Below are 21,513 nucleotides of genomic sequence, written 5' to 3'. Positions count from 1 at the left end.
ATGAACGCTCAACACAACGTCACTCGCAGGCAGGGAGAAACCACCACCATGAAACGTACTACTCTTATCGCAAGTCTGTTCGCGCTTGCCATCGCCATGCTCTCCGGCTGTGCGGTCACCGATGTGCACCGCAGCCAGCAGCTGGACAGCTCCGCACGCTGGGCCTTGTTGCCGATCGCCAACTATGCGGAAACGCCGCAGGCCGGCGAGCGTGCCGCCTCCATTCTGACCACGCTGTTGCACCAGAAAGGCGTGAACATGCTCACGGCTGCTCCGCGCAGCGATAACGGCGGTCTGCCGGAATTCGACCAGAACGCGGCGCTGGATCAGGCGCTGAGCTGGGCGCGTAGCCAGGGTTATCAGTACGGCGTGACCGGTGCGGTCGAGGAATGGCAGTACAAGACCGGCCTCGACGGCGAGCCCGCCGTGGGCATCAGCCTGCGCGTGATCAACGTCAACACCGGTGAGACCGTGTGGAGTGGTTCCGGTGCGAAGGCCGGCTGGGGCTATGCCACGGTCAGCGGTACCGCCCAGAAGCTGATGAGTGATCTCGTCGGCGACATGCCGCTTTAAGTTACGTAAAAGCCGGCACGACAGTACGAAAGGTAGCCTATGGTCACCCAAATTGAAGACGTGAACTACCAGGTGCCACCGATCTGGGTGCGCATGCTGGAAACGGCGGTACTTACGCTACTCGTGCCGGTCGTCGGCTGGTTGTTCAACGCCGACGATCCGCTGTTCTATGGGAGTTCGTTCGCTTGGCTGATCCTGGGTCCGCTACTGGCGGGGCTGCGCTACGGCTTTCTGTTCGGCTTTGCCTCGGCGTTGCTGACGGTGGCGATCATGATGGTGGCCGCCGGCGCGGGCTGGACGACCGATGCGTTGCCGATCGAGTATGCAATCGGTGTGTTGCTCACGGGCATGGTGGCCGGCGAGTTCACCGATATCTGGCGTCGGCGCATCACGCAGATGAAGATCATCAACGACTATCAGGGCACCCGCCTTGAAGAGTTCGTGCGTAATTTTCATGTACTGCGTGTTTCCCATGACCAGCTCGCCGAGCGCCTGGCGGCCAACCCGCATAATCTGCGCGACGTATTGCTGGCGTTGGCCGAGCGTTTCGACGTGGTCGAGCCGGGCGACGACATTCTTACCGAGCGTGCGACGGATCTGTTGAGCTTCATCTCGCATGAAGGACGCGTGGAGCAGGGCGCGATCTATCGCGTCGATGAGCGTGAGCGCGTCGAACGCGAGCCGCTGGCCTTTATTGGTGGGCGACCGATCGATCGTGACATCGCGACCGATCCGATGGTGCAGGCCTGTCTTGAGCATCGCAGCATGATCAGTCTCAAGAGCGAGATGGAAGAAGAGCTGCAGGATCGGACGCAGCCGTTGCTCGCGGTCATTCCGCTGATCGACGTCAACGACAAGATCTGGGCGATCGTGACGGTCACCGAGATGCCGTTCGTCGAGTTCGAACGTGGCAATCTGCATCTGCTGTCGGTGCTGGGCGGTAACCTTGGCGATATCATCACCGAGGCCTATGCGCGTACGCCGGCAGATGCCGAGCTGGCACGCTTCCAGTTCGAGCAGCGGCTCAAACGCTGGTCGCGCTACGCCTCGCGTTACAAGCTCAATTCGTTGCTGGTGGCGTACGAGGTGCCCGGGCATATCGATAACGTCAGCAGTGAAACGCTCATCGATCTGATCTACGAGCAGCTGCGTGCACTCGACTATGCCTGGACCACGGACCTGGGCCACGACGCGAAGCTGATCTTCGTGCTCATGCCGTTGACGCCGGCGCGTGGTTCGGCGGCCTATCGCGAGCGTATGACATTGCTGCTCAACGAGCGTTTCGGCATCGATGTCGCGGAAAGCGGTCTGGTGTTCCACCAGCGCAATGTCGACGGCAAGCAGTCGGCGGCCAATCTGGTCGCCGGTATCCGCCGTCAGGCCGAGCAAAATGCGCCTGCTTAGTCTCATCCTCATTCCGCTGGGCCTGCTGATCGAAGCGCTGGCCACGTGGGCGTTCGTCATCGGCTGGCACGCACCGGTCGGCTTGATCACCATTTTGCTGGTGCATTTGGTGGCCTGTGCGGTGTTGATCGTGGGCTTGTACCTGGCCCTGCCGCCGACCTACAAACGCCCGGTCGGCGGCGGCTTTGCCTTTCTGGCCACGGCCAGCGTGTTTACCCCGCCGCTGGGCGCGATCGGCTTGACCGTAGGCATGCTCGCCGGGCTGTATTTCGCGTATCGCGAGAAACCCAAGGCCTGGGACGCACTGGCAATTCCGGATCTGCCGTTTCAGCCGGTGAGCGTGGACCCCAACGACGTATTCATGCGCGACGGGCTGTCGTCGGTGTTGACGCATTTCGATGATCGTAACCGGCGCCAGCAGGCGATTCTGGCCTGTCGCCATCTGCCACGGCGTGATGCTGTGCCGATTTTGCGCTCTGCACTCAGCGACTCCGCGGACGAAGTGCGCCTGCTGGCCTATGCCATGCTCAATTCGATCGAGCGGGATCTGGAAGGCCAGCTCAACCATGTCCGCGACGCGATCGCAGCCAGCGGCGACCCGGATGGTGAGCTGCACGAAGAACGCGCGTTGTTGTTCTGGGAGTTTTCCTATCTGGAACTGGCCAAGGGCAGCGTGAAGGATCTGATGCTGACGAAGTCTCGGGATGCGATCGACACCGCGATCGAGCGCCACGATACGGCCCAGCGTTCCTTGCTGCGTGCACGTATCTGTATGGAACTGCGTGATTACGACGAGGCCGAGGATGCGCTGCGGCGCGCCGAACGGCTTGGACTTTCCGGCGACGATGTCGCGCCGCGCTGGGCAGAACTTGCATTCGTGCGCGGCGACTATCGCGATGTGGCCCCGGCGCTCGAGCGCATGAGCGCGCGCGCGGCGAACAACCCCGTTATGCGGCCGGTAATGGAGTACTGGTTATGAAATGGCCCACCCTGCGACCCAACGACCCGCCAGCGGATGTCACGCTGCTGCTCGAAGGCACCTACCCGATGGTGCGCGGCGGCGTGGCCAGCTGGGTGGAGCAGATGATTCGCGGCTTGCCCCACCGGCGTTTTGCGATTGTCTTCATGGGCGGTAGCGAAGCCGCCTATAACGGCATTCTCTACGACAAGCCCGACAACGTGGTGCATCTGGAATGCCATTACTTGATGGATGTCGGTCGCGGCGTCGACGAACCGCGGCAGTTCGAAGGTAACCGCAAGGCGTTCAAGGCCAGCGACAATCTGCACCAGTACTTCAAGGATCCACGCAGCTCGGACCCGAACACCCAGTTGTGTGAAGTCGCACAACTACTGGGCAAGAAGGGCGGTCTGGCCCACGAGGATTTCCTCTACAGTCGCCAGGCCTGGGAACAGATCGTGGAGTACTACCGCAAGTACTGTACCGATCCGTCGTTCCTGGATTACTTCTGGTCGGTGCGCAACATGCATTCGCCGTTGTTCATGCTCGCGCGCATCGCCCGCAATCTGCCGCCGACGCGCTGCCTGCACTCGATTTCGACCGGCTATGCTGGTTTTCTCGGGGCGCTGGCGCGGCATATGCACGACCTGCCGTTCATCGTGACCGAGCATGGCATCTATACCAAGGAACGCCAGATCGATCTGACCGAGGCGGATTGGATTCGTACCTATGACGACGTGCTCACGCACGGGTTTCGTCATGACGTGAGTTATATCCGCCGGCTGTGGATTCGTTTTTTCGATGGGATCGGCCGGCTGACCTATGCCGCGGCCAACCCGATTACCACGCTCTACGAGGGCAACCGCGAACGCCAGATCATCGACGGCGCGCCGGCCGAGCATACGCGGGTGATTCCTAATGGCATCAACATCAGCCGGTTTGCGCCGCTGCGCGAACAAACCGGTCAGAACACCGCGCCGATTATCGCGCTGATCGGGCGCGTGGCGCCGATCAAGGAAATCAAGACGTTCGTGCGCGCCATGCGTATCGTGGCCTCGCGTCTGCCGGGCGCCCAGGGCTGGATCGTGGGTCCGGAATCGGAAGACCCGGAATACGCACAGGAATGTCGGGATCTGGCCGCCCAGCTGGACCTGGGTGGAATTGTGCAGTTTCGCGGTTTCCAGAAAGCCGAGGATGTCTTCGCCCGTATTCGCGTAGCCACGCTGACTTCCATCAGCGAAGCCCAGCCGCTGGTGGCTCTCGAGGCGATGGCCTCGGGCATTCCGGTGGTATGTACCGACGTCGGTTCCTGCTATGAGCTGGTACACGGTCATCCCAAGGAACGCGCTACATCGCTGACCACGCCGCCGGATCCGGCGCATGCCGCCGGCCGGATCGTGCCGATTGCCGACCCGGGCGAAACCGCGGCCGCCATTCTCGATCTACTGACCGATCGCGAGGCCTGGGAAGCGGCGCGAGAAGTCGGCATGAAGCGCGTTGACGAACACTATTCCGAGCAGCTCATGCTCGAACGTTATGAACATCTGTATGCGGAAGCGGGCGATCAACGCGCGCGGCCGATAGCGGCCGCAGGGGAGTAGGGCATGGCCGGTATCGGTTTCGAGCTGCGCAAGCTGCTACGCAAGGACAGCTATTTCGGTCTGCTGCGTGCCTACGGTTACGCCGGCATCATCAGCTCCGGCCCGTGGGTGCTGTCGATTCTGGTCATCATGGCCATCGGCCTGCTCACGCTGGGGCTGTTGCCGGATCGCTCCCAGGAGATCTGGCAGTTTCTGGTATCGGTGACCTACCTGGTTGCGTCGTCACTGAGTCTGTCGGGCATCGCGCAGCTGCTGTTCACCCGTTTCGTGGCCGATCGGCTGTTCGAAAAGAAGGACGGCACGATTCTGCCGAACCTGATCGGCCTGCTGACGATGATGAACCTGCTGGCCGCCGCGATCGGGCTGACGGTGCTCTATACGCTGTTCGGTGGCACGCCGCTGCTGTATCGCGTCGAGATGTTCGTGGGCTTCGTGCTGCTGACCAATATCTGGTGCATCACGGTGTTCATCACAGGCATGAAGGCGTATCGCCAGGTGCTGTGGGCGTTTTTCATCGGCTACAGCATCACTTTCATACTCGGTATGGCGCTGCGCCGTTACGATCTCGAAGGCCTGCTCGGCGGTTTCGTGATCGGCCAGGGCATTCTGTTCTATATTCTGCTGTTCCTCGTGCTGCGCTATTACCCGGGCGACCGCATCGCGGCGTTCGATATTCGTCACGCCAAGATGACGTATCGCTCGCTGGCCTTTACCGGGCTGTTCTATAACCTCGGCCTCTGGGCAGACAAGTTCCTGTTCTGGTACAACCCGGCGACCTCGGAACAGGTGATCGGGCCGCTGCGCGCCTCGCCGATCTACGATTTCCCGATCTTTCTGGCCTATCTGTCGATCGTGCCGGGCATGGCCGTGTTCCTGATTCGTCTGGAAACCGATTTCGCCGAACGCTACGACGCCTATTACGATGCGGTACGCGGTGGCGATACGCTTGCCCATATCGAACTGCGCCTGGATCGCATGGTCGAGACGGTGCAGCAGGGTGTTTACGATATCTTCAAGATCCAGGGCATTACCGTCGTGGCGCTGTTGCTGATTGCGCCGTCGCTGATCGACTGGCTGGGCTTTTCCCAGTACTACGTGCCGCTGTTCAATATCGATATCGTCGCGGTGGGCATGCAGGTGTTGTTCATGGCGATTCTCAACGTGATCTTCTATCTGGATAAACTCAAGATCGCGCTCGGCCTATGCCTGTTGTTCTTCGTTAGTAACGTGCTGCTGACGTTATTGAGTATGTATCTCGGGGCGATCTTCTACGGCTACGGCTTCGCCATCTCGCTGATGATCTCGTCGCTGGCGGGCCTGGCCTTCCTCGACCGCGAGTTCCAGAAGCTCACGTATCAGACGTTCATGCTGCAGCGTCAGGGGTGAACCGCCCACGGCTACGCAACCCCGCCGGCGACTCTAGCCGGCGGGCGAGTAGCCCGTTCTGTGTCGGCGGCGCTAATCCGACCTTCGCCCAAGCCCGCAGCTTCGCCGAAGCCGCGTAGGTTGGCTTCGGCAGAAGGCCGTACGCCAACGCGGAACCGCCCGATGGCCAGTTCGGAGCGCGCTGGCCGTATCGACCCGCCTGGCCACGATCCTTGTTGGATTACGCTGCGCTAATCCAACCTACGCCTGCAGGCTCCGCCGAAGCCGCGTAGGTTGGCTTAGGCCGAGGGCCGTACGCCAACACGGGACCGCTCCATGGCTGAATGTGAGCACTTCGGCTGCAAGCGCGGTGGTGGCGTGACTCCGCCGCGTTAGATGATCCCTCGTAACCCAGCGCGCGATGCTATGGTTGGCCATCGTCCACGGGAATCTCATCGCTGTCCGGCACGTCGGGCGTCTTGGTGCGGCAGCTGGCCGGGGCCTTCGTGAACCCGGCGGTCGTCGTACAGCGCCAGGTTAAGGCGTCGCCAGATGGTATGGGGCGTAGCGTCATCGTTTCGTCGGAAAGCGCACTATCGCCACTAAATCGCGCGGTGATGACGCCGTCCGCGACCACGACGCTGGACACGTAGGTGCCGCTGATATCGGCGGCCGGCGGAATGCTGCCGGTGCCGTTATCAATACCGGTCAATCGATGGCGCGCCTGATACGCGTTCGCGACCTCGGTTTTCAGGCCGCCCGCAAGACTCAGCCCTTCGGAAAACTGTGCGCGTGCCACATAGCCGTAGTACGAGGGCACGGCAATAGCCGCGAGTATGCCGATGATCGCGACCACGATCATGAGTTCGATCAGCGTGAAGCCGGACGTGCGGCGGCTGGCGTTGCTACGTAGCTTTCCGCGAATAGTATTAATGTAATCGACCGGTGTTTCGATGGGCGGTAGGGCGTGTGGCGTTGGAACGCGCTGGTCGCTAGTGTGCCGACGGGGGGCGAGCGTTTGTAGTCCGCCGCGGATTGTGAATCTCGACTGCTCTGTTCTGAAAATTTGTGGCGTAAGCTCCGGCATGGTGTAACGCCAACATCCCTTTGGTATAGCCACGCGATTATGCCGGTTTTGAGCGGCTTGCGTGTCGGGGATATCTCCTTTGCCTAGGAGTTTATGCATATGCTGGCCCCACTATTCTCCTTGCAGTCGATCCGCGTTGGCAGGACAAAAGCTATCGGTTTTGTTTTGACCGTCTTCCTGTAGAAAGGAAGTTCAGCTTGAGAGCCCTTTATGCTCCCTCGTATCGCAAACTACCCGTGCTGTCCTCGATAATGATTGTATGCAGAAACGAATAAAAATATTAATTATTACGCGTAATCTCCCGCCGCTCCTCGGTGGGATGGAGCGGCTCAATTGGCATATGGCGGCTGAACTCGCTAAGTATGCTGAGGCGCATATTGTCTCGCCACGCGGGTCGGCCGCGCTTAAGCCCGAGGCTGTCGAGGTCGATGAAGTGCCGCTCTCGCCGCTCTGGAGATTCATCGCCGTAGCCACCTGGCGAGCAATACGGGTCGCACGCAAGTTGGAACCGGACATAATCTTAGCGGGAAGCGGGCTGACCGCCCCTATCGCAGCGGTCACCGCGAAAGCCTCTGGTGCTCGAAGCGTGGCGTACGTCCATGGGTTAGACGTCAGCATTGCGAGTCTTTCGTATCGAGTGCTCTGGCTGCCATTTCTCAGGCGCGTAGACCGGGTTATCGCCAATAGTCACGCTACCGCAGATCTTACGCGTGACATCGGCGTTGCCGCCGAGCGTATCGCCATCGTCCACCCGGGCGTTGATTTGCCGGCGGCCGCTCCCGATCCAAGCTTGGGCGACGCATTCAGGCTACGTTATGGCCTTGGCAATCGTCGGTTTTTATTGTCCGTCGGCCGCTTGACTCAGCGTAAGGGGTTGCGTGAGTTTGTCGTTGAGGTGCTACCGCGCGTAGTCGAACAACATCCCGATGTACTACTCGTGATTATCGGCGATGTGCCGGTCCATGCGTTGAAGGCTGCTGCACAATCGCCCGCCGATATTCAGGAGGCTGCGAACCAGGCGGGTGTTGGAACGAATATTCGGTTTCTTGGACCGATCATCGACCGCGACCTGCTTGCTAGCGCCTATCGCGCCGCCGCCGTACATGTGTTCCCCGTGAGACATATCGCCGGGGACCCTGAAGGTTTCGGGATGGTGGCGGTGGAAGCCGCCGCTTACGGTTTGCCCACCGTCGCCTATGCGACGGGCGGCGTGATTGACGCGGTAGCCGATGGTTATTCCGGTCATCTCGTGCCTGTCGGGCAGCCGGTGGTGTTTGCCGAGTGCATCCACAGGCTCCTGGACGAGCCTTTGAGCGAAGCGGGTTTATACCAACACGCCAAGCAGTTCGCATGGCCGGCTTTTGGCCAGGCGCTCGCGCAGGAAATTAAAGGCCTATGCTTGGCCTCCAGGCGTTGAGTCGATGGACGCTGCTGTGAAACCGACCGCTATCGCAGTATGGTTTCCCACCGTGCGCACGGGTACCGGTACTGACATTTTTACACAACGGCTCGTCTGCCAGTTACGGGCGCAGGGTATACGTGCACATATCACGTGGTTGCCACTACGGGCCGAATATGCGCCATGGACGGTGTCCGTTCCCAAGCCACCCGCCTGGGCGAGGCTGGTGCACGTCAACACTTGGCTGCATCCGCGTTTTCTGCCGCGCGGTTTGCCTGTAGTTGCGACGCTGCACCATGCTGTTCATCACCCCGACCTGCGTCGCTATAAGGGCAATCTCCGTGCCGCCTACCATCGTTTCTGGATCGCGCCCCGAGAACGTCGCATTATGCGGCGCGCGGCCCGGGTAGTCGCCGTCAGTCGCTTCGTCGCCGACACCGCCAAACGCACGTTGGTTGGAGTCCCGGCCGACGTAATTTACAACGGCGTGGACACCCGTTTTTTTCGGCCGGGTGAACGAAAGCGGCGGCCAGATGAGCCTTTTCGGCTGCTGTATGTCGGCAGCTGGAGCGCGCGCAAGGGGGTGGATTTGCTTGGGCCGATCATGGACGAGCTGGGAGACGAGTTCGAGCTGTTTTATACCGCGGGCGGGGTAGTCGGCGAGAAAATGCCTCGCAATACGCATGACCTGGGACGGCTGGTTGGATCCGATGCCGTTGTCGCCGCGATGCAAAGTGCCGATGCCCTGTTGTTTCCATCGCGTAGCGAAGGCTTGCCACTATCCGTAATTGAGGCCATGGCTTGCGGCCTGCCGGTTATTGCGACACGAGGTTCTTCGCTATCCGAGATAGTCCACGATGACGTTACAGGGATTACTTGCCGCCAGGACGATGTGTTGGAGTTTGCACGCGCTATTCGTCGGCTCGCGCATGAAAATGGCTTGTGTTCTTCGCTTGCTGAAAATGCACGGCAGGCAGCGTTAAGCCGCTACTCGGCGGCAACGGTATTAAACGCCTATATCTCCATCTACGGCGATATGGTGCAGCATGGGAAACGCGCGTGAAGAGTCCGCGTGAGTTCCGCAAGTATCATGGTCGGCATGTCCAGACAGATTGGCACCGCATTCAGATTCTGCGCCATATTTGTTCGCGGGTAGACGGCGTCGAAACAATATCTCCCGTACGGGTCGTTACCGATCAACAATCGATTGACTATGAATTCGTCGAGTTGCCGTCGGATTTGGGAAAATTCGTTACTGAAGAGCGTCTATTTGACAGTTTGGGACGCTTGCTCACCCGGATGCATCAGCAACCTGTAAAAGCCGATCAGGCTTTATTCGCGCAAGGGCCTTATCCGTTAAATGATTGGGGGCTTGAGAAAGAACATATCGAGGTGCTGGAACGTAATCTGCCGATAGGCTGGCTTCACTGTGATTTATGGCACGGGAACGTTTTCTGGCGGCCGAAGTTCGGTTTTCTAATAATCGATCCGTTACCCGGGCGATTTACGTTGCGGCAAGGCTACGTTCGTGGCTGCGGGGCTATCGATTTGGCTTCTATGCATATGGGACTTCTACTCAGTCACCCCCTGCATAAACTCATGCGCTTCGATATCGAACACCATACGCGTGCGGCCGAGGTTTTCATTCAAGCGTATCTAGACGAGGCCGGTGCGTTGACGCCTCAGGCTTTACGCGCTGTTCGTAATCTCAGCTATCGTATGGCGTTGCGATTTATCAATAGCTACGAGGGGCGTTTGGCATGGCCAGTCGCGTTGGTGAAACGGCGCCGAGCGACTAAAATTCTCAATAGAGCGATTTTTCTGGACGCTTCGGGTAGTAAATGACTTCGTACCGTGACTCTCATACTGGCGATAAGGTTGGCGAACGCTACGATGCAGAACACGCGGTGCGACTCGACGCGCTCATATGGGACGCGTTTGTGAAACCGTTTGTTCGCCACCAGATCAGGCAGGCTGCTGCCGCGGGCGCAACCTGCTATCTCGATTTCGCGTGCGGCACAGGCCGCCTGTTAAAGGTGGGCCACTCGGTATTCCAGCGTTCGCTCGGGATTGATGTTTCCCAAGACATGCTCGCCGTTGCGACGCAGCGTGTACCGGATGCAGCGTTGCTGCGCGTGGACGTTACGCGCGATCCGCCAGCGGATATAGGGCCGTTTGATTGCGTGACGATGTTTCGATTCGTCCTCAACGCCGAGTCGGAGCTACGCCAACAGGCGCTCAGCTGGGTCGCCGCCCATATGTCAGAAGGTGGCATATTGATCGTAAATAATCATCGCAATAGCGCGAGTGTCAGCGGTCTGTTGTCCAGAATGGCCGTGTGGCAGCCCACCGGAGCGCGTAACGTCATGTCTCGGCGGCATATGTTCAAGATGCTGGAAGACGCCGGATTTGCGGTTGTCAGATGCGAGGGCTTTCGAGTGTTGCCGAGCATATGGGGTCGCCCTGTGGTGGGCGCGCGGCTTCAATTGGTTGGTGAACGGTTATGTCGGGCCTTGGGACTGAGCCGCTTTGGCAGCGAGTTGGTGGTCGTGGCTAGGCGCGTTCGAGATTGAAAAAGCCGGCGTGGCTCAGCCGCTGCGCGCGCCGATCGCTAACGTCTTTTGCCTGCGATAAACACGAAGCCGGCCAGCGCCATCGTCCACTCCGAGCAGGCCAGCGCTAGTGGCATGCCAACGAGCCCAAGATGCTGGACTAAAAAAATACTCGATAGCATCAGTATCACCAGTCCACCTGCCTCAAAAGCTGCTCGTACCCATGCCTTGCCTAATGCCATGAGAATAGTACCCGAGGTCAACCGTAGGGCTATCGCAGGAACGGCGATGCACGACCAGCGGACTAACTGATCCATGCCGGCGTAGGCAGGGCCGAATAGCCAGCCAAACGCGGGAGCCATCATCCATAAGACAGCTGCTAACGCCAGGCCATAGCCCGTGGCGCAGGTGAACATCCACCATGAGAGGGTAATAGCCTGACTTGAATTACTTTCGCCGTCACGGAAAAGTCGCGGTAAGGCCGACAAAGCCATCGCAGTCACCGGTAGCGTTGTGGCGCCAATTACCCGAGCACTGGCTGCATAGAGTCCAGCGGATGTCAGCGGTAATAGTCGGGTGGCTAGGGTCTTGTCGAGTTCTCCGGGGCCGGCCTTGGTGATACTGAGTGCGGCGAAGCCCGCCGCTTCTTTCAGCTCGACTGCGCGTGGGGGGCGCCATCGGGTCGGCGACGGCCAGGGTGCCGGCAGTGTTTGTACGACTAACGCAAGTGTGGCCACCGATGCCATACCGTAACCGTATGCGTAAATGACAAGCGTATCCGATGGAGATAGCACCCAAAGCCCGCCTGCAACCATGAGCCGCATGACTAAGGGAACGAGGGTAATGAGCTGTGCGCGCGCGATGCGGCCGAGCCCGTGGTGTTCCGTTACGCATAGCCCTATTAAGGGCTGCAGGAGGATTTCAGCAACGCCCACCGCAAGGATCACCTGCAGGGAGATATCAGCTGCATGTAGTACGAGCACGCATAGCGCTAGGTAAAGCGTCAGCAGAAGGCCGCCACAAAGTAGTGTCGTGGGAAGTGCGAATGATAGGAGATCGTCGCGGCGTCGCGATGCCTTTGATATATCGCCCAGCAACACGAGATGCGTGCCGAGAGTGGACAAGGTTCCAAGGACCAGGGCTAGAGCGGCAATCCCCGCGAATGCGCCGAACTGCTGCGGGCCGAGTAAGCGGGCAATAAGCAGCAGCGTGCCCGCTTGCACAAGCAGCCGGACGCCCAGAACAACACTGGTGCGCAGGGTGGCACGCGCTATCGGACCCTGCACTAGCGATAGATAACGATGGATCATCCGGTGCCCGATACGTTAGCGGCGTCTGACTAGCAGCGCAGCCGGCCAGCGCCTCAGGAATCGGAACGGCTGGCGTACAACAACTGTGTAATCTGCTCGGAAACCAGACCTATCAGGAATACCAGGACCGACGTAATTAATAACAGGGCACTCCCGTTGGTAAAACGGCCGGCAACGACGAATGTGTAGCCGTAGTAGCTCAGCCCCGAAACAAAGAAGAATGCGCTGATGGGGATGAACAGTTTCAGCGGCGAGTAAAGGGTGCCTACGCGAAAAATAATAAGTAAAAACCGCGCGCCGTCATGCAGTAGTCGGATATGGCTGGTACTCCCTTCGGGCCGTTTGTTGACGTTGATGGGTACATAGCCCACCGAATAGCCGGCGCGGAAAAAAGCCATCGTACTCGTGGTCGGGTATGAAAACCCATTGGGTAGCATATGCAGGAATTCGCGAAAAAGTGCTGCGCGGCAGGCGCGAAAACCAGACGTCAGATCAGCCACCGGCTGGCCAACGAAACGGCTCGCAAAGCGATTGTAGAAGCTGTTGGCCATCCAGCGAGCAGCACTGGCCTGTGAACTGCGCTTACGCGCCCCCACGACGAGATCGTAGCCCTCGTCGATCTTGTGTAGCAGCTTGTGGATATCCGCCGGATCGTGCTGGCCGTCAGCGTCCATGAATACGATGATGTCACCGCGTGCGTGACGTGCGCCGGTTTTAATCGCTGCGCCGTTACCCTTGGAGTATGGGTGGCTCACGACGCGTACATTTGCGGTTTCACACACGGATCGAGTTTGATCGGTTGACCCGTCGTCAACAACTAGAATCTCTACGCTAGGCTGGTATTTTTGTATACGGGGCAGCAGGCGTGTCAGCGTCTCTGCCTCGTTTTTGGCTGGAATAACAACTGACAGGGCGCAACGGGTCATAATGGTTCTCGTCTGGTGCTGGACAAGCAACAGCAGGGCTCTTACTGAACAAAATCGTAGTTGCCGCGCCCGGCGGTGCTAGCTCCGTGGCCGTCCAATAGCGGCCATGTCAATTCATGTGCGCGCTTCAAGAATCGCTTGTTCTAGGCGGTCAATTTCGCGCTGCTTTTGCCCAAGAAAAAGCTCATACCAAGCTACGCCTTTTGTTGAGCTGCGTGACTTGTCGACGTATTTCAGTGCCAGTTTGTAGTCGCCAGCGGACGCGAGCCAAGCGGCGCATTGCATCAGAATCCGGTAGTCCGGCGACGCGCTGTACGCCCTATCAGCGGCCTCTAACGCTTTATCGATAACCCGTTTATCCGCATATATCTGTGCTATTTCGTAATAGAGCATGCTTTGCGCTTCGCTCATCTGGTAATTGGGGTTGCCCAGAAGGTTGCGGCTGATCTTCAAAAGCTCGTCGAGCGAGAGCCCATCACATTGCTTGAGTACTTGTTCGGTGCGCATCAATTTGAGCATCTCGCCCACCATGGGAGTGTAGCGGCCTTGCCGCGCCATCCGTACCAATGTGGTCAAATCGATGGTGTCTAGCTTGCCATCCGTGCAGTCGACATAAAGCGTCTGAAAAGCCACGCCGATCGCGTCCGTATGGGTTGAAAGAGCCCGCTTCAGGTAGTACGTCGTGCGCGGCTTGTCGCCTCGATCGAACCAATATCTCGCGGCAAACTGTTGGGCACGAATGGAACGCGGGTTTTCGTCAGCTGATATTGCTGCCAAGCGCCAGGTATCGCCCCAGACGGCGCTTGCGTTCCATGTCGCCAGGGCACAGAGTGTAGTGAAAGCGAGTAGTCCACCCACGACAAATCGCCGCATAGCCATTCGAGCAACGAGTGCATACCAGGCAGCGGCGAACGCTGGACCGAGCAGTGGTAGATAATTCCGGTGTTCGAAGTAGAGTTCCAGATTGACCGGGCCCGCTTCCAGGGCATGGCCGGCCAGGAACCAAAGGATGCCGAACGCGAGCACCGGATAACGCCGTCGATAGAATAGGGCCGCAATGAACAAGGCGGCCAGAACAACGATTGAAAATACCGTCGTGGCAGGCTTTAGCAGGCCTTTCGACGGCACATAATCGTCATGGAACAAGCCGCTACCGTTAAGGTTGGGTAGCAAGGTGAGGCGCAAGTAGTCCATTAATACCCGCGCTTCGGTTAGAAGCCGCTCCCCCATCGTGAAATTCCGGCGCGGCAGTAGGCCGCCGTCTGAATAGAGCACGCCCCGTAGAATATAGGCCGCGAGAAGCACGATTGGCAGCCAAATGAACACTGCGCGCCAGGCGGCCCGCGGTCGTTGGTTGTATTGTGGCGCGCCGGAGGCGATCGTCGCTTCGATGACGACAATGAACAAGGGCAGGAGGATGCCATTTTCCTTGCTCAGAACCGCCAATATCCCGCCTAGGCCCACGCCAAGCGACATCAACACGTAGCCTATTAACGGTCGGGTGGCCGCGGTGCGCCGGCCGCGAAGATAGGTTACAAGCCCCGCAAGTACGAACAGGGCCGACAGCTCTGTCATTCGCTGAACGACCAGAAATACCGGAGTCAGCTGTAGTGGGTGGATCAGCCAGATCGCAGTCGCACATAGCGCAACGGCCAATGTCTGGTTTTCCGGCGTGCGGCATAGCCGGCAGAGCTGGCGTGTGAGGGTAAAGACCAGCACGCCGTTGAGGATATGAATGAGCAGATTCGTGTATTTAAAAAGCCACGGATCGCTAGGCCAGCTGACGTCGTTCATGGCAAACGTCAAAAGACTAAAAGGCCGACCGAGGGGGCCGGATTCCCCGGAAAATACGAAGCGGGCTAAGTCGGCGGCATTGCTGATACCCCCATCAAACCCGAGCGGTTCCAGGTTGCGGATATCGTCGAACAGGAAGGGGCCGGAAAGCCCGGCCCAGAACAGCCAGGCGGCAGCGATGAGTATCGCCCAGAACAGGAGTCCGTAAAACAAGCCGCGTTTCCCTGAAGACAGAGAACTTGTTCTAAAAGTGAACAAACCGGACGACCTTTTGGCGGCCACGGAGCAGGATGTCAGCCATTTAATAGCCAAGAAAAAGCCTCTGCCAATGACGGCAGAGGCTTTTCACTCAGAGTCATCTATATACAACGGTGCTTATTGATTAGCGACAGTTCGCAGGCCGATATTTGTCTTCAAGTGAGCCACCGTCACAGGTCCAGGTAATACTGCCGTCACCGGTATTGGGGGTGAATATGATTGTGTTTGAGGCAATCGGCGCGCCGCTATAGGTAACGGTAATTGCGCCGTTGTTCCCCACAGAAACACTGCTAACGTTGTTGCCAGTAATGCTTCCACTCGCAGGCAAACCAGCCTGGGTGTTGCCATTCGGCAGCGTGCCTTGCGATTGATAGAACTCAGACACGCCGGTTTTGGCGCTCGACGCGAGGCTAATACCCTCAGTCACCTTGGCGCGGGTGGTGTAGTTCTGATATTGCGGAATGGCGATGGCCGCCAGGATGCCGATGATCGCGACCACGATCATCAGTTCGATAAGTGTAAAGCCTTGCTGCTTTTGCATTTGGGTTCCCCGTTTGGCGTGAAAGAAGAGCGGCGTCTGTGATGACGTGCTGCTATCCCTGCATGGCATATGCCAGTTTTTTAGGCCTTTATTATCAATAGCCTGCGGCAGTGGTGACGTGGCTCGTCATTCTTCGAACGTCACAAGGTGACGTGTTTGGTCACTAGCGGCCGCGGTAGGTGATTCGGCCCTTGCTCAGGTCGTAGGGCGTGATCTGTACCGTGACGGTATCGCCGCGCAGGATACGGATATAGTGCTTGCGCATCTTGCCGGAAATATGGGCGGTGACGATGTGTCCGTTTTCCAGCTTGACGCGGAAGGTGGTGTTGGGCAGCGTCTCGACGACGGTGCCTTCCATCTCGATGTGGTCTTCTTTGGCCATTGACTCCTGATCTCGATTCTGACGGTTTAACCGGTGGATTATCGGTGATTTGCGTTAGTGGTTCAATCGCCGCGCTTGTTCGCGGACTTAGCGACCCAGGTGGTGGGGCTCCGCGGGAACTTCGATATCGAATTGCCAAGGGCCTCTGGGACCAGGTTTCTCGATGGCGTGGCGAACGCGCTTGAGGAACTTGCTGCGCGGTAGGTCGATCGCCCCCATGCGATAGAGATGTTCGGAGCCGACCTGGCCGTCGAGCAGGGGGAAACCCCAGGCATGCAGCTGGCGGGCAAGCCAGACCAGGGCGATCTTGCTGGCGTCGCTTTCACGCGAGAACATGGATTCGCCGAAGAACATGCGCCCCAGTGCGACGCCGTAGAGGCCGCCAATGAGCGCGCCTTCGCGCCACACCTCGATCGAGTGGGCATTACCCAGCGCGTGGAGCTTGGCGTAGGCGGCGCGCATTTCCGGGCCGAGCCAGGTGCCGGGGTTGCCGGCGCGCAGGCCGGCGCAACTGCTTATAACGCTGTTGAAGTCCTCGTCGAGGGTGACCGCGTAGTCGGCCTTGGCGAGCGTGCGCTTGAGCCGGCGGGATATATGGATCGCGTCGGTTTCGAATACGGTGCGCGGGTTAGGGCACCACCATAGTATCGATTCGTCGGGGTTGTACCAGGGGAAAATACCCTGGGCATAGGCGCGGCGCAGGCGCTGCGGCGACAGATCGCCGCCCATGGCCAGCAGGCCGTTGGGCTCGTCCAGCGCGAGCTCCGGATCGGGGAACGCGCCGTCGGGCGTATTCGGATCCAGCCAGTACACGCGTAACCGACTCACGTGCCGTGCGCGGGATGGGCGGCGAAGTTGCTGCGCTCGCGTTGTTCGCGCTGGAAGGATTCCATCATGTCCGCTTCCCGTACACAGAAGTCATCGATGGCCGCCGCTAGCCGCGGATGCGAAATCACATGATACGACCAGGTGGCCACCGGTTCGAAGCCGCGCCGGATCTTGTGCTCGCCCTGGGCGCCCGCGTCGAAACAGGTCAAGCCGTGTTCGATACAGTAGTCGATACCGGCGTAGTAACAGGTTTCGAAGTGCAGACTATGGTAATCAGTTTCGCAACCCCAATGGCGACCGTAAAGCGTATCGTCGCCGAGCATCATGAAGGCCATGCCCACGGGACGTTCGCGGTGATAGGCCACGAAAAAACGCACGCGCTCGGGCATGCGCTGGCATAGCTCGTTGAAAAACGCTGGCGTGAGGTAGGGCGCCTGACCGCGAATGGCGTAAGTGCGCCCGTAGAACGCATATAGCGTTTGCCAAAGCTCGGCGTCGATATCCTGGGGTCGTAATACGCGAACTTCGACCCCGGCATCGTGCATGCGCTTTCGTTCGCGCCGGATTTCCTTGCGGCGCTTCGACGATAACTGGGCGAGAAATGCGTCGAAATCGTCATAGCCGCGGTTGTACCAGCGATATTGACAGCCCCTTCGGGCGATTGCCCCGCTTTCGCGCAATACCGCGGCGCTGTCGTCATCGACGAACAGGCTATGCAGCGAAGATGCGTTCTGGCTGCCCGGTAGTTCAGCCAGCGCCTGGGCGAGTTCGCGCCGTGCGTTGTGATCCACCGCGAGTACACGTGGCCCACAGACCGGCGTAAAGGGCACGGCGTTCAGCAGCTTGGGATAATAGTCGAGACCGACCTGCGCATAGGCGTTGGCCCAGGCGAAGTCGAACACGAATTCGCCGTAGGAGTGATGTTTTTCGTAGAGCGGTGCGGCGGCGATGATCTCGCCGGTATCGTTCTTGAGGATACCGTGGGCAGGCACCCAACCGCTGGCCGCGCTTACGCTCTCGCTGGCTTCTAGCGCGGCCAGAAAGCCGTGGCGCACGAACGGCTGGCCGTCGCTGCACAGCGCATCCCAGCGGTCGGCAGGGATGTCGAGAATGGAATCGAGCTGGACGAGTTGCGCCATGACGGCATCACATCTTGCTAATCGGGGCAGCGAGTTGGTAAGTGGTTTACGTTGAATTCAAGGCGATGCAGTAGAGCGAACGGGTCACGGCCGCGCGAGCTTATGCATGTCGTGCGCTGCGCGCGTTGTCGCACGCGTTGACATTAACTGGGTATCAGCCGTTTAACGCCCGTGTCGGTATGCCGGTCGCATGTGAATAAGAACATAGACGGACAGCCACCGTATACGCACGGGGCAACGCGGCTGACGCATAAAGACAGCGCCGCTAGATGGTATCTAGTTGAGCGCGTACCGCTGACCCAGCGTATCGCGTAGCGCATACTGTACGCAGGCATCGTGCTCGAAGGCGTCGAGTTTGTCCTGTTCGTTGTCGGCACTGCCGGCCTCGCGCAGCCGCCCGGCATCGTCGAAACTCACGATCGCGCCCATGGTTTTGACGTGGATCTCGCCGTTTTCGTTGGCCTGATCCTCGTAGGCGACCTGGACATAGCGCAGGCGTTTGTCGGCGAACTGGGGCAGCTCGCGTTTACCCTCGGCCACCGCGGCGGCTTCGTCTTCGCTGAATTCTTCGATCGCCCCGTCCTGGGTGAGCAGGAAATGATGTACGGACATGACGTACTCCGCTATGGGTTGGGCCACAAAACCGTCGGCGCTTGGCCGTGTTTTCGATCCGGCCAGCGACCGCCGCGCGTGCTGATATTCGGCTGCGATCTCTGGTTTGATCGTACACCAGTAAATGGTGCACAAATCGCGCCGATTCAAGGTGCTGCGCTCAGGTGTTCGAGGTCTGGCTGCGCTGCGGTGGGTGGTGTCGGGTACAATTCGCGCGATGACAAGTGAATTGTTGGATTGGCAACGCCGTGTTCGATCCACGGCCGTGAAGGGCGATTGATGGCAAAGGCAGCCGCCAAGCAAACCAAAGCCAGTAAAGCAGGGCCCAAGCCCAGCGCCAAGGCGCGTGAGAAAGACACGCCCAGTGCGCCGCCGAGCCGCTATCGGCAGCGCCTGGGGCGGCTGATGCGTGAGGCCGTGCTGTTCGCGGCCGCGGCGATTACTTTATTCCTGCTGGCCGCGCTGGTGTCGTACAGCCCGCGTGACCCGGGCTGGTCGGGCCTGGGCGACGGTACGGCGATCCGCAATCTGTTTGGTGCGCCGGGCGCCTGGTTTGCCGATGTGCTGCTGAGCCTGTTCGGCTATCTGGGCTTCATCTTTCCCTGGCTGGTGCTTTACGGCGGCTGGTTGGTATTCGCCAACAGCGAGCGTGAACGCAGCGATGTGTTCTCGCGCAGTATCCGCGCCAGCGCGCTATTGCTGTGGCTGGTGTCCGGCTGTGGCCTGGCGTGGCTTGCCCTGGGCGATCAGACCCAGGTCATGCCGCAGGGCAGTGGCGGTATTCTTGGGGCAGCCAGCGCGGGCGCGATTGCCAGCGTGATCAATACGTTGGGCGCGGCGTGGCTGTTGATTACAGTGTTCGTGATCACGCTCTCCGTCGGGTTGGGCTTTTCCTGGCTGGTGGTCACCGAGCGCACCGGTCATTTCGTGCTGAGCCTGTTGCACGGCGGCTTTACCGAAACGCTCGATCGATTCCGTGCCTGGCAGGCCAACCGGGCGGAGCGTAAAGCCGCAGCCCCGACGAAACCGGCGCCCAGGAAGAAGTCGCGGATCGAGCCTAAATTCGACAATGGCGCCTCGAAAGAGGCAGAGGCCGCCACACCGGCCGTGTCCAGCGGCGGCGTGAAGGTCAAAAAGCCCAAGAAATCGGTCAAGGCCAGCCAGCTGGATCTGCCCATCGAAGCCCATGTCGATGTGCCCACCTACGATCCGGAACGCGATAGCCCGATCCCGCCCACCGCGTTGCTCGATCCGGCGCGCGAGTCCAAGCACGATCAGGACGAGGCCGTGCTGCAGCGGATGTCCGAGCAGCTGGAACAGCATCTGGCGGATTTCAATGTCCAGGGCAAGGTGGTGGCGGTCGAGCCGGGGCCGGTGATCACCCGTTTCGAGCTGGACCCGGCGCCCGGTGTGAAGGTCAGCCAGATTTCCAATCTGGCCAAGGATCTGGCACGCGCGATGTCGACCACCAGCGTACGCGTGGTCGAGGTCATTCCCGGCAAATCGGTGGTCGGCCTCGAAATTCCGAATGCCGATCGCGAAATCGTCGCGCTGCGCGAAATTCTGGAATCGCCGCTGTACTCGGGCAACAAGTCGCCGCTGACCATGGCGCTGGGCAAGGACATCGGCGGCAATCCGGTCACCGCCGATCTGGGCAAGATGCCGCATCTGCTGGTGGCGGGTACGACCGGCTCGGGTAAATCGGTGGCGGTCAACGCCATGATCCTGTCGATTCTGCACAAGGCGACCGCCGAACAGGTGCGCCTGATCATGATCGACCCGAAGATGCTGGAACTGTCGGTCTACGAGGGCATCCCGCATTTGCTGGCACCCGTGGTGACCGACATGAAGGACGCCGCCAATGCGCTGCGCTGGTGCGTGGGCGAAATGGAGCGGCGCTACAAACTCATGGCTGCGCTCGGCGTGCGTAACGTCGCTGGCTACAACACCAAGGTGCGCAAGGCCATCGAAGCGGGTACGCCGATCGAGGATCCGCTGCTCAAGAATGCGCAATCCAACGATCAGGCCGAGGCCGGCGAAGAAGTGCCCACGCTCGACCCGATGCCGGCGATCGTGATCATCGTCGACGAACTGGCCGACATGATGATGGTGGTCGGCAAGAAGGTCGAAGAACTCATCGCGCGTATTGCCCAGAAGGCACGTGCAGCCGGGTTGCACATGATTCTGGCCACCCAGCGGCCATCGGTGGACGTGATCACCGGCCTGATCAAGGCCAATATCCCCACGCGTATCGGTTTCCAGGTCGCCTCGAAGATCGACTCGCGCACGATTCTCGATCAGCAGGGCGCGGAAAGCCTGCTCGGTCACGGCGATATGCTTTATCTGCCGCCGGGCACGGGGTTTTCCACCCGTGTGCATGGCGCCTTCGTGGACGACCATGAAGTGCACAAGGTGGTGGAATATCTCAAGCAGGTCGGTGCGCCCGACTATATCGACGAAATCCTCGACGGCGGCGGTGCAGACGGCGAGGGCGGTGTAGACGACGAGGAAGACGCCGAGGCGGATCCGCTCTACGACCAGGCGGTGGCGATTGTCACCAAGACCCGCAAGGCCTCCATTTCCTACGTACAACGGCGCCTGCGGGTTGGCTACAACCGCTCGGCGCGTTTGATCGAGCAAATGGAGAATGCCGGTATCGTGAGTGCCGCCGAAGGCAGCGGCGGACGCGAGGTGCTCGCACCACCGCCGCCTGAGGACTGAATTTTTCTCCGGCTGCGGCCGTTAAGTTCTCAAACGGGCGTAATGGACGATCAGTTCAGGCGT

At 59.6% G+C, this 21,513-nt stretch carries 19 protein-coding genes; 10 read left to right on the top strand and 9 right to left on the bottom strand.

Features of this window, described 5'->3' with window-relative positions:
- Positions 1–48: 48 nt before the first annotated feature.
- Genes S4A8_RS16515 through pelG form a run of 5 tightly spaced genes read left to right on the top strand, consistent with a single transcriptional unit; the run spans position 49 to position 5,922 of the window.
- Positions 49–573, top strand: a complete 525-nt coding sequence (locus tag S4A8_RS16515; RefSeq protein ID WP_353180643.1) for a hypothetical protein — start codon at positions 49–51, stop codon at positions 571–573.
- Positions 574–612: 39 nt separating this feature from the next.
- Positions 613–1,977: a PelD GGDEF domain-containing protein gene (locus S4A8_RS16510; RefSeq protein WP_353180642.1), complete on the top strand. Its 1,365-nt coding sequence runs from the start codon at positions 613–615 to the stop codon at positions 1,975–1,977.
- Positions 1,964–2,956: a tetratricopeptide repeat protein gene (locus S4A8_RS16505; RefSeq protein ID WP_353220966.1), complete on the top strand. Its 993-nt coding sequence runs from the start codon at positions 1,964–1,966 to the stop codon at positions 2,954–2,956. Before S4A8_RS16510 ends, S4A8_RS16505 begins: the two co-directional genes overlap by 14 nt.
- Positions 2,953–4,536 (top strand): GT4 family glycosyltransferase PelF, encoded by a 1,584-nt coding sequence (pelF, locus tag S4A8_RS16500; protein WP_353220965.1) that lies wholly within the window; start codon positions 2,953–2,955, stop codon positions 4,534–4,536. Before S4A8_RS16505 ends, pelF begins: the two co-directional genes overlap by 4 nt.
- A 3-nt stretch (positions 4,537–4,539) precedes the next feature.
- Entirely contained in the window at positions 4,540–5,922 is a 1,383-nt protein-coding gene (gene pelG, locus S4A8_RS16495; protein WP_353220964.1) for an exopolysaccharide Pel transporter PelG, read from the top strand.
- A 403-nt stretch (positions 5,923–6,325) separates the two neighbouring features.
- Here pelG and S4A8_RS16490 read toward each other — a convergent pair whose 3' ends face one another.
- On the bottom strand, positions 6,326–6,988 hold the full coding sequence (locus tag S4A8_RS16490; protein ID WP_353220963.1) for a pilin: 663 nt from the start codon (positions 6,986–6,988) through the stop codon (positions 6,326–6,328).
- 259 nt (positions 6,989–7,247) lie between these two features.
- Here S4A8_RS16490 and S4A8_RS16485 point away from each other — a divergent pair, with 259 nt between their 5' ends.
- Genes S4A8_RS16485 through S4A8_RS16470 form a run of 4 tightly spaced genes read left to right on the top strand, consistent with a single transcriptional unit; the run spans position 7,248 to position 10,960 of the window.
- Positions 7,248–8,405 carry a glycosyltransferase family 4 protein gene (locus tag S4A8_RS16485; protein ID WP_353220962.1) on the top strand — a complete coding sequence of 386 codons (1,158 nt, stop codon included), beginning with the start codon at positions 7,248–7,250 and terminating at the stop codon, positions 8,403–8,405.
- Between the two features lie 16 nt (positions 8,406–8,421).
- Complete coding sequence (locus tag S4A8_RS16480) at positions 8,422–9,450, top strand: glycosyltransferase family 4 protein (RefSeq protein ID WP_353220961.1); 1,029 nt, start codon at positions 8,422–8,424, stop codon at positions 9,448–9,450.
- Positions 9,447–10,232, top strand: a complete 786-nt coding sequence (locus S4A8_RS16475; protein WP_353220960.1) for an aminoglycoside phosphotransferase/kinase family protein — start codon at positions 9,447–9,449, stop codon at positions 10,230–10,232. The genes S4A8_RS16480 and S4A8_RS16475 overlap by 4 nt, the downstream gene beginning before the upstream one ends.
- Entirely contained in the window at positions 10,229–10,960 is a 732-nt protein-coding gene (locus S4A8_RS16470; RefSeq protein ID WP_353220959.1) for a class I SAM-dependent methyltransferase, read from the top strand. The genes S4A8_RS16475 and S4A8_RS16470 overlap by 4 nt, the downstream gene beginning before the upstream one ends.
- A 38-nt stretch (positions 10,961–10,998) precedes the next feature.
- Here S4A8_RS16470 and S4A8_RS16465 read toward each other — a convergent pair whose 3' ends face one another.
- The 8 genes from S4A8_RS16465 to S4A8_RS16430 all read right to left on the bottom strand — a co-directional run bounded on the left by S4A8_RS16465 (position 10,999) and on the right by S4A8_RS16430 (position 18,729).
- Positions 10,999–12,249, bottom strand: a complete 1,251-nt coding sequence (locus tag S4A8_RS16465; protein WP_353220958.1) for a lipopolysaccharide biosynthesis protein — start codon at positions 12,247–12,249, stop codon at positions 10,999–11,001.
- 53 nt (positions 12,250–12,302) lie between these two features.
- Positions 12,303–13,175: a glycosyltransferase family 2 protein gene (locus S4A8_RS16460; protein WP_353220957.1), complete on the bottom strand. Its 873-nt coding sequence runs from the start codon at positions 13,173–13,175 to the stop codon at positions 12,303–12,305.
- Between the two features lie 114 nt (positions 13,176–13,289).
- Complete coding sequence (locus S4A8_RS16455; protein WP_353220956.1) at positions 13,290–15,182, bottom strand: tetratricopeptide repeat protein; 1,893 nt, start codon at positions 15,180–15,182, stop codon at positions 13,290–13,292.
- Positions 15,183–15,351: 169 nt separating this feature from the next.
- Complete coding sequence (locus S4A8_RS16450; RefSeq protein WP_353220955.1) at positions 15,352–15,768, bottom strand: pilin; 417 nt, start codon at positions 15,766–15,768, stop codon at positions 15,352–15,354.
- Positions 15,769–15,931: 163 nt separating this feature from the next.
- Positions 15,932–16,150 carry a translation initiation factor IF-1 gene (gene infA, locus S4A8_RS16445; RefSeq protein ID WP_006912554.1) on the bottom strand — a complete coding sequence of 73 codons (219 nt, stop codon included), beginning with the start codon at positions 16,148–16,150 and terminating at the stop codon, positions 15,932–15,934.
- A gap of 87 nt (positions 16,151–16,237) precedes the next feature.
- On the bottom strand, positions 16,238–16,978 hold the full coding sequence (gene aat, locus S4A8_RS16440; RefSeq protein WP_353220954.1) for a leucyl/phenylalanyl-tRNA--protein transferase: 741 nt from the start codon (positions 16,976–16,978) through the stop codon (positions 16,238–16,240).
- Positions 16,975–18,117, bottom strand: a complete 1,143-nt coding sequence (locus S4A8_RS16435) for a GNAT family N-acetyltransferase (RefSeq protein WP_353220953.1) — start codon at positions 18,115–18,117, stop codon at positions 16,975–16,977. The genes aat and S4A8_RS16435 overlap by 4 nt, the downstream gene beginning before the upstream one ends.
- Positions 18,118–18,393: 276 nt before the next feature.
- Positions 18,394–18,729 (bottom strand): hypothetical protein, encoded by a 336-nt coding sequence (locus S4A8_RS16430; RefSeq protein WP_353178461.1) that lies wholly within the window; start codon positions 18,727–18,729, stop codon positions 18,394–18,396.
- A gap of 279 nt (positions 18,730–19,008) precedes the next feature.
- Here S4A8_RS16430 and S4A8_RS16425 point away from each other — a divergent pair, with 279 nt between their 5' ends.
- Positions 19,009–21,450: a DNA translocase FtsK gene (locus tag S4A8_RS16425; RefSeq protein ID WP_353220952.1), complete on the top strand. Its 2,442-nt coding sequence runs from the start codon at positions 19,009–19,011 to the stop codon at positions 21,448–21,450.
- Positions 21,451–21,513 lie beyond the last annotated feature (63 nt).

It is taken from the genome of Salinisphaera sp. S4-8, from assembly GCF_040361235.1.
Classification (GTDB): domain Bacteria; phylum Pseudomonadota; class Gammaproteobacteria; order Nevskiales; family Salinisphaeraceae; genus Salinisphaera.
The sequence above is the reverse complement of the archived record's forward strand: the minus strand, read 5'-3'. Positions and strand labels throughout refer to the sequence as shown.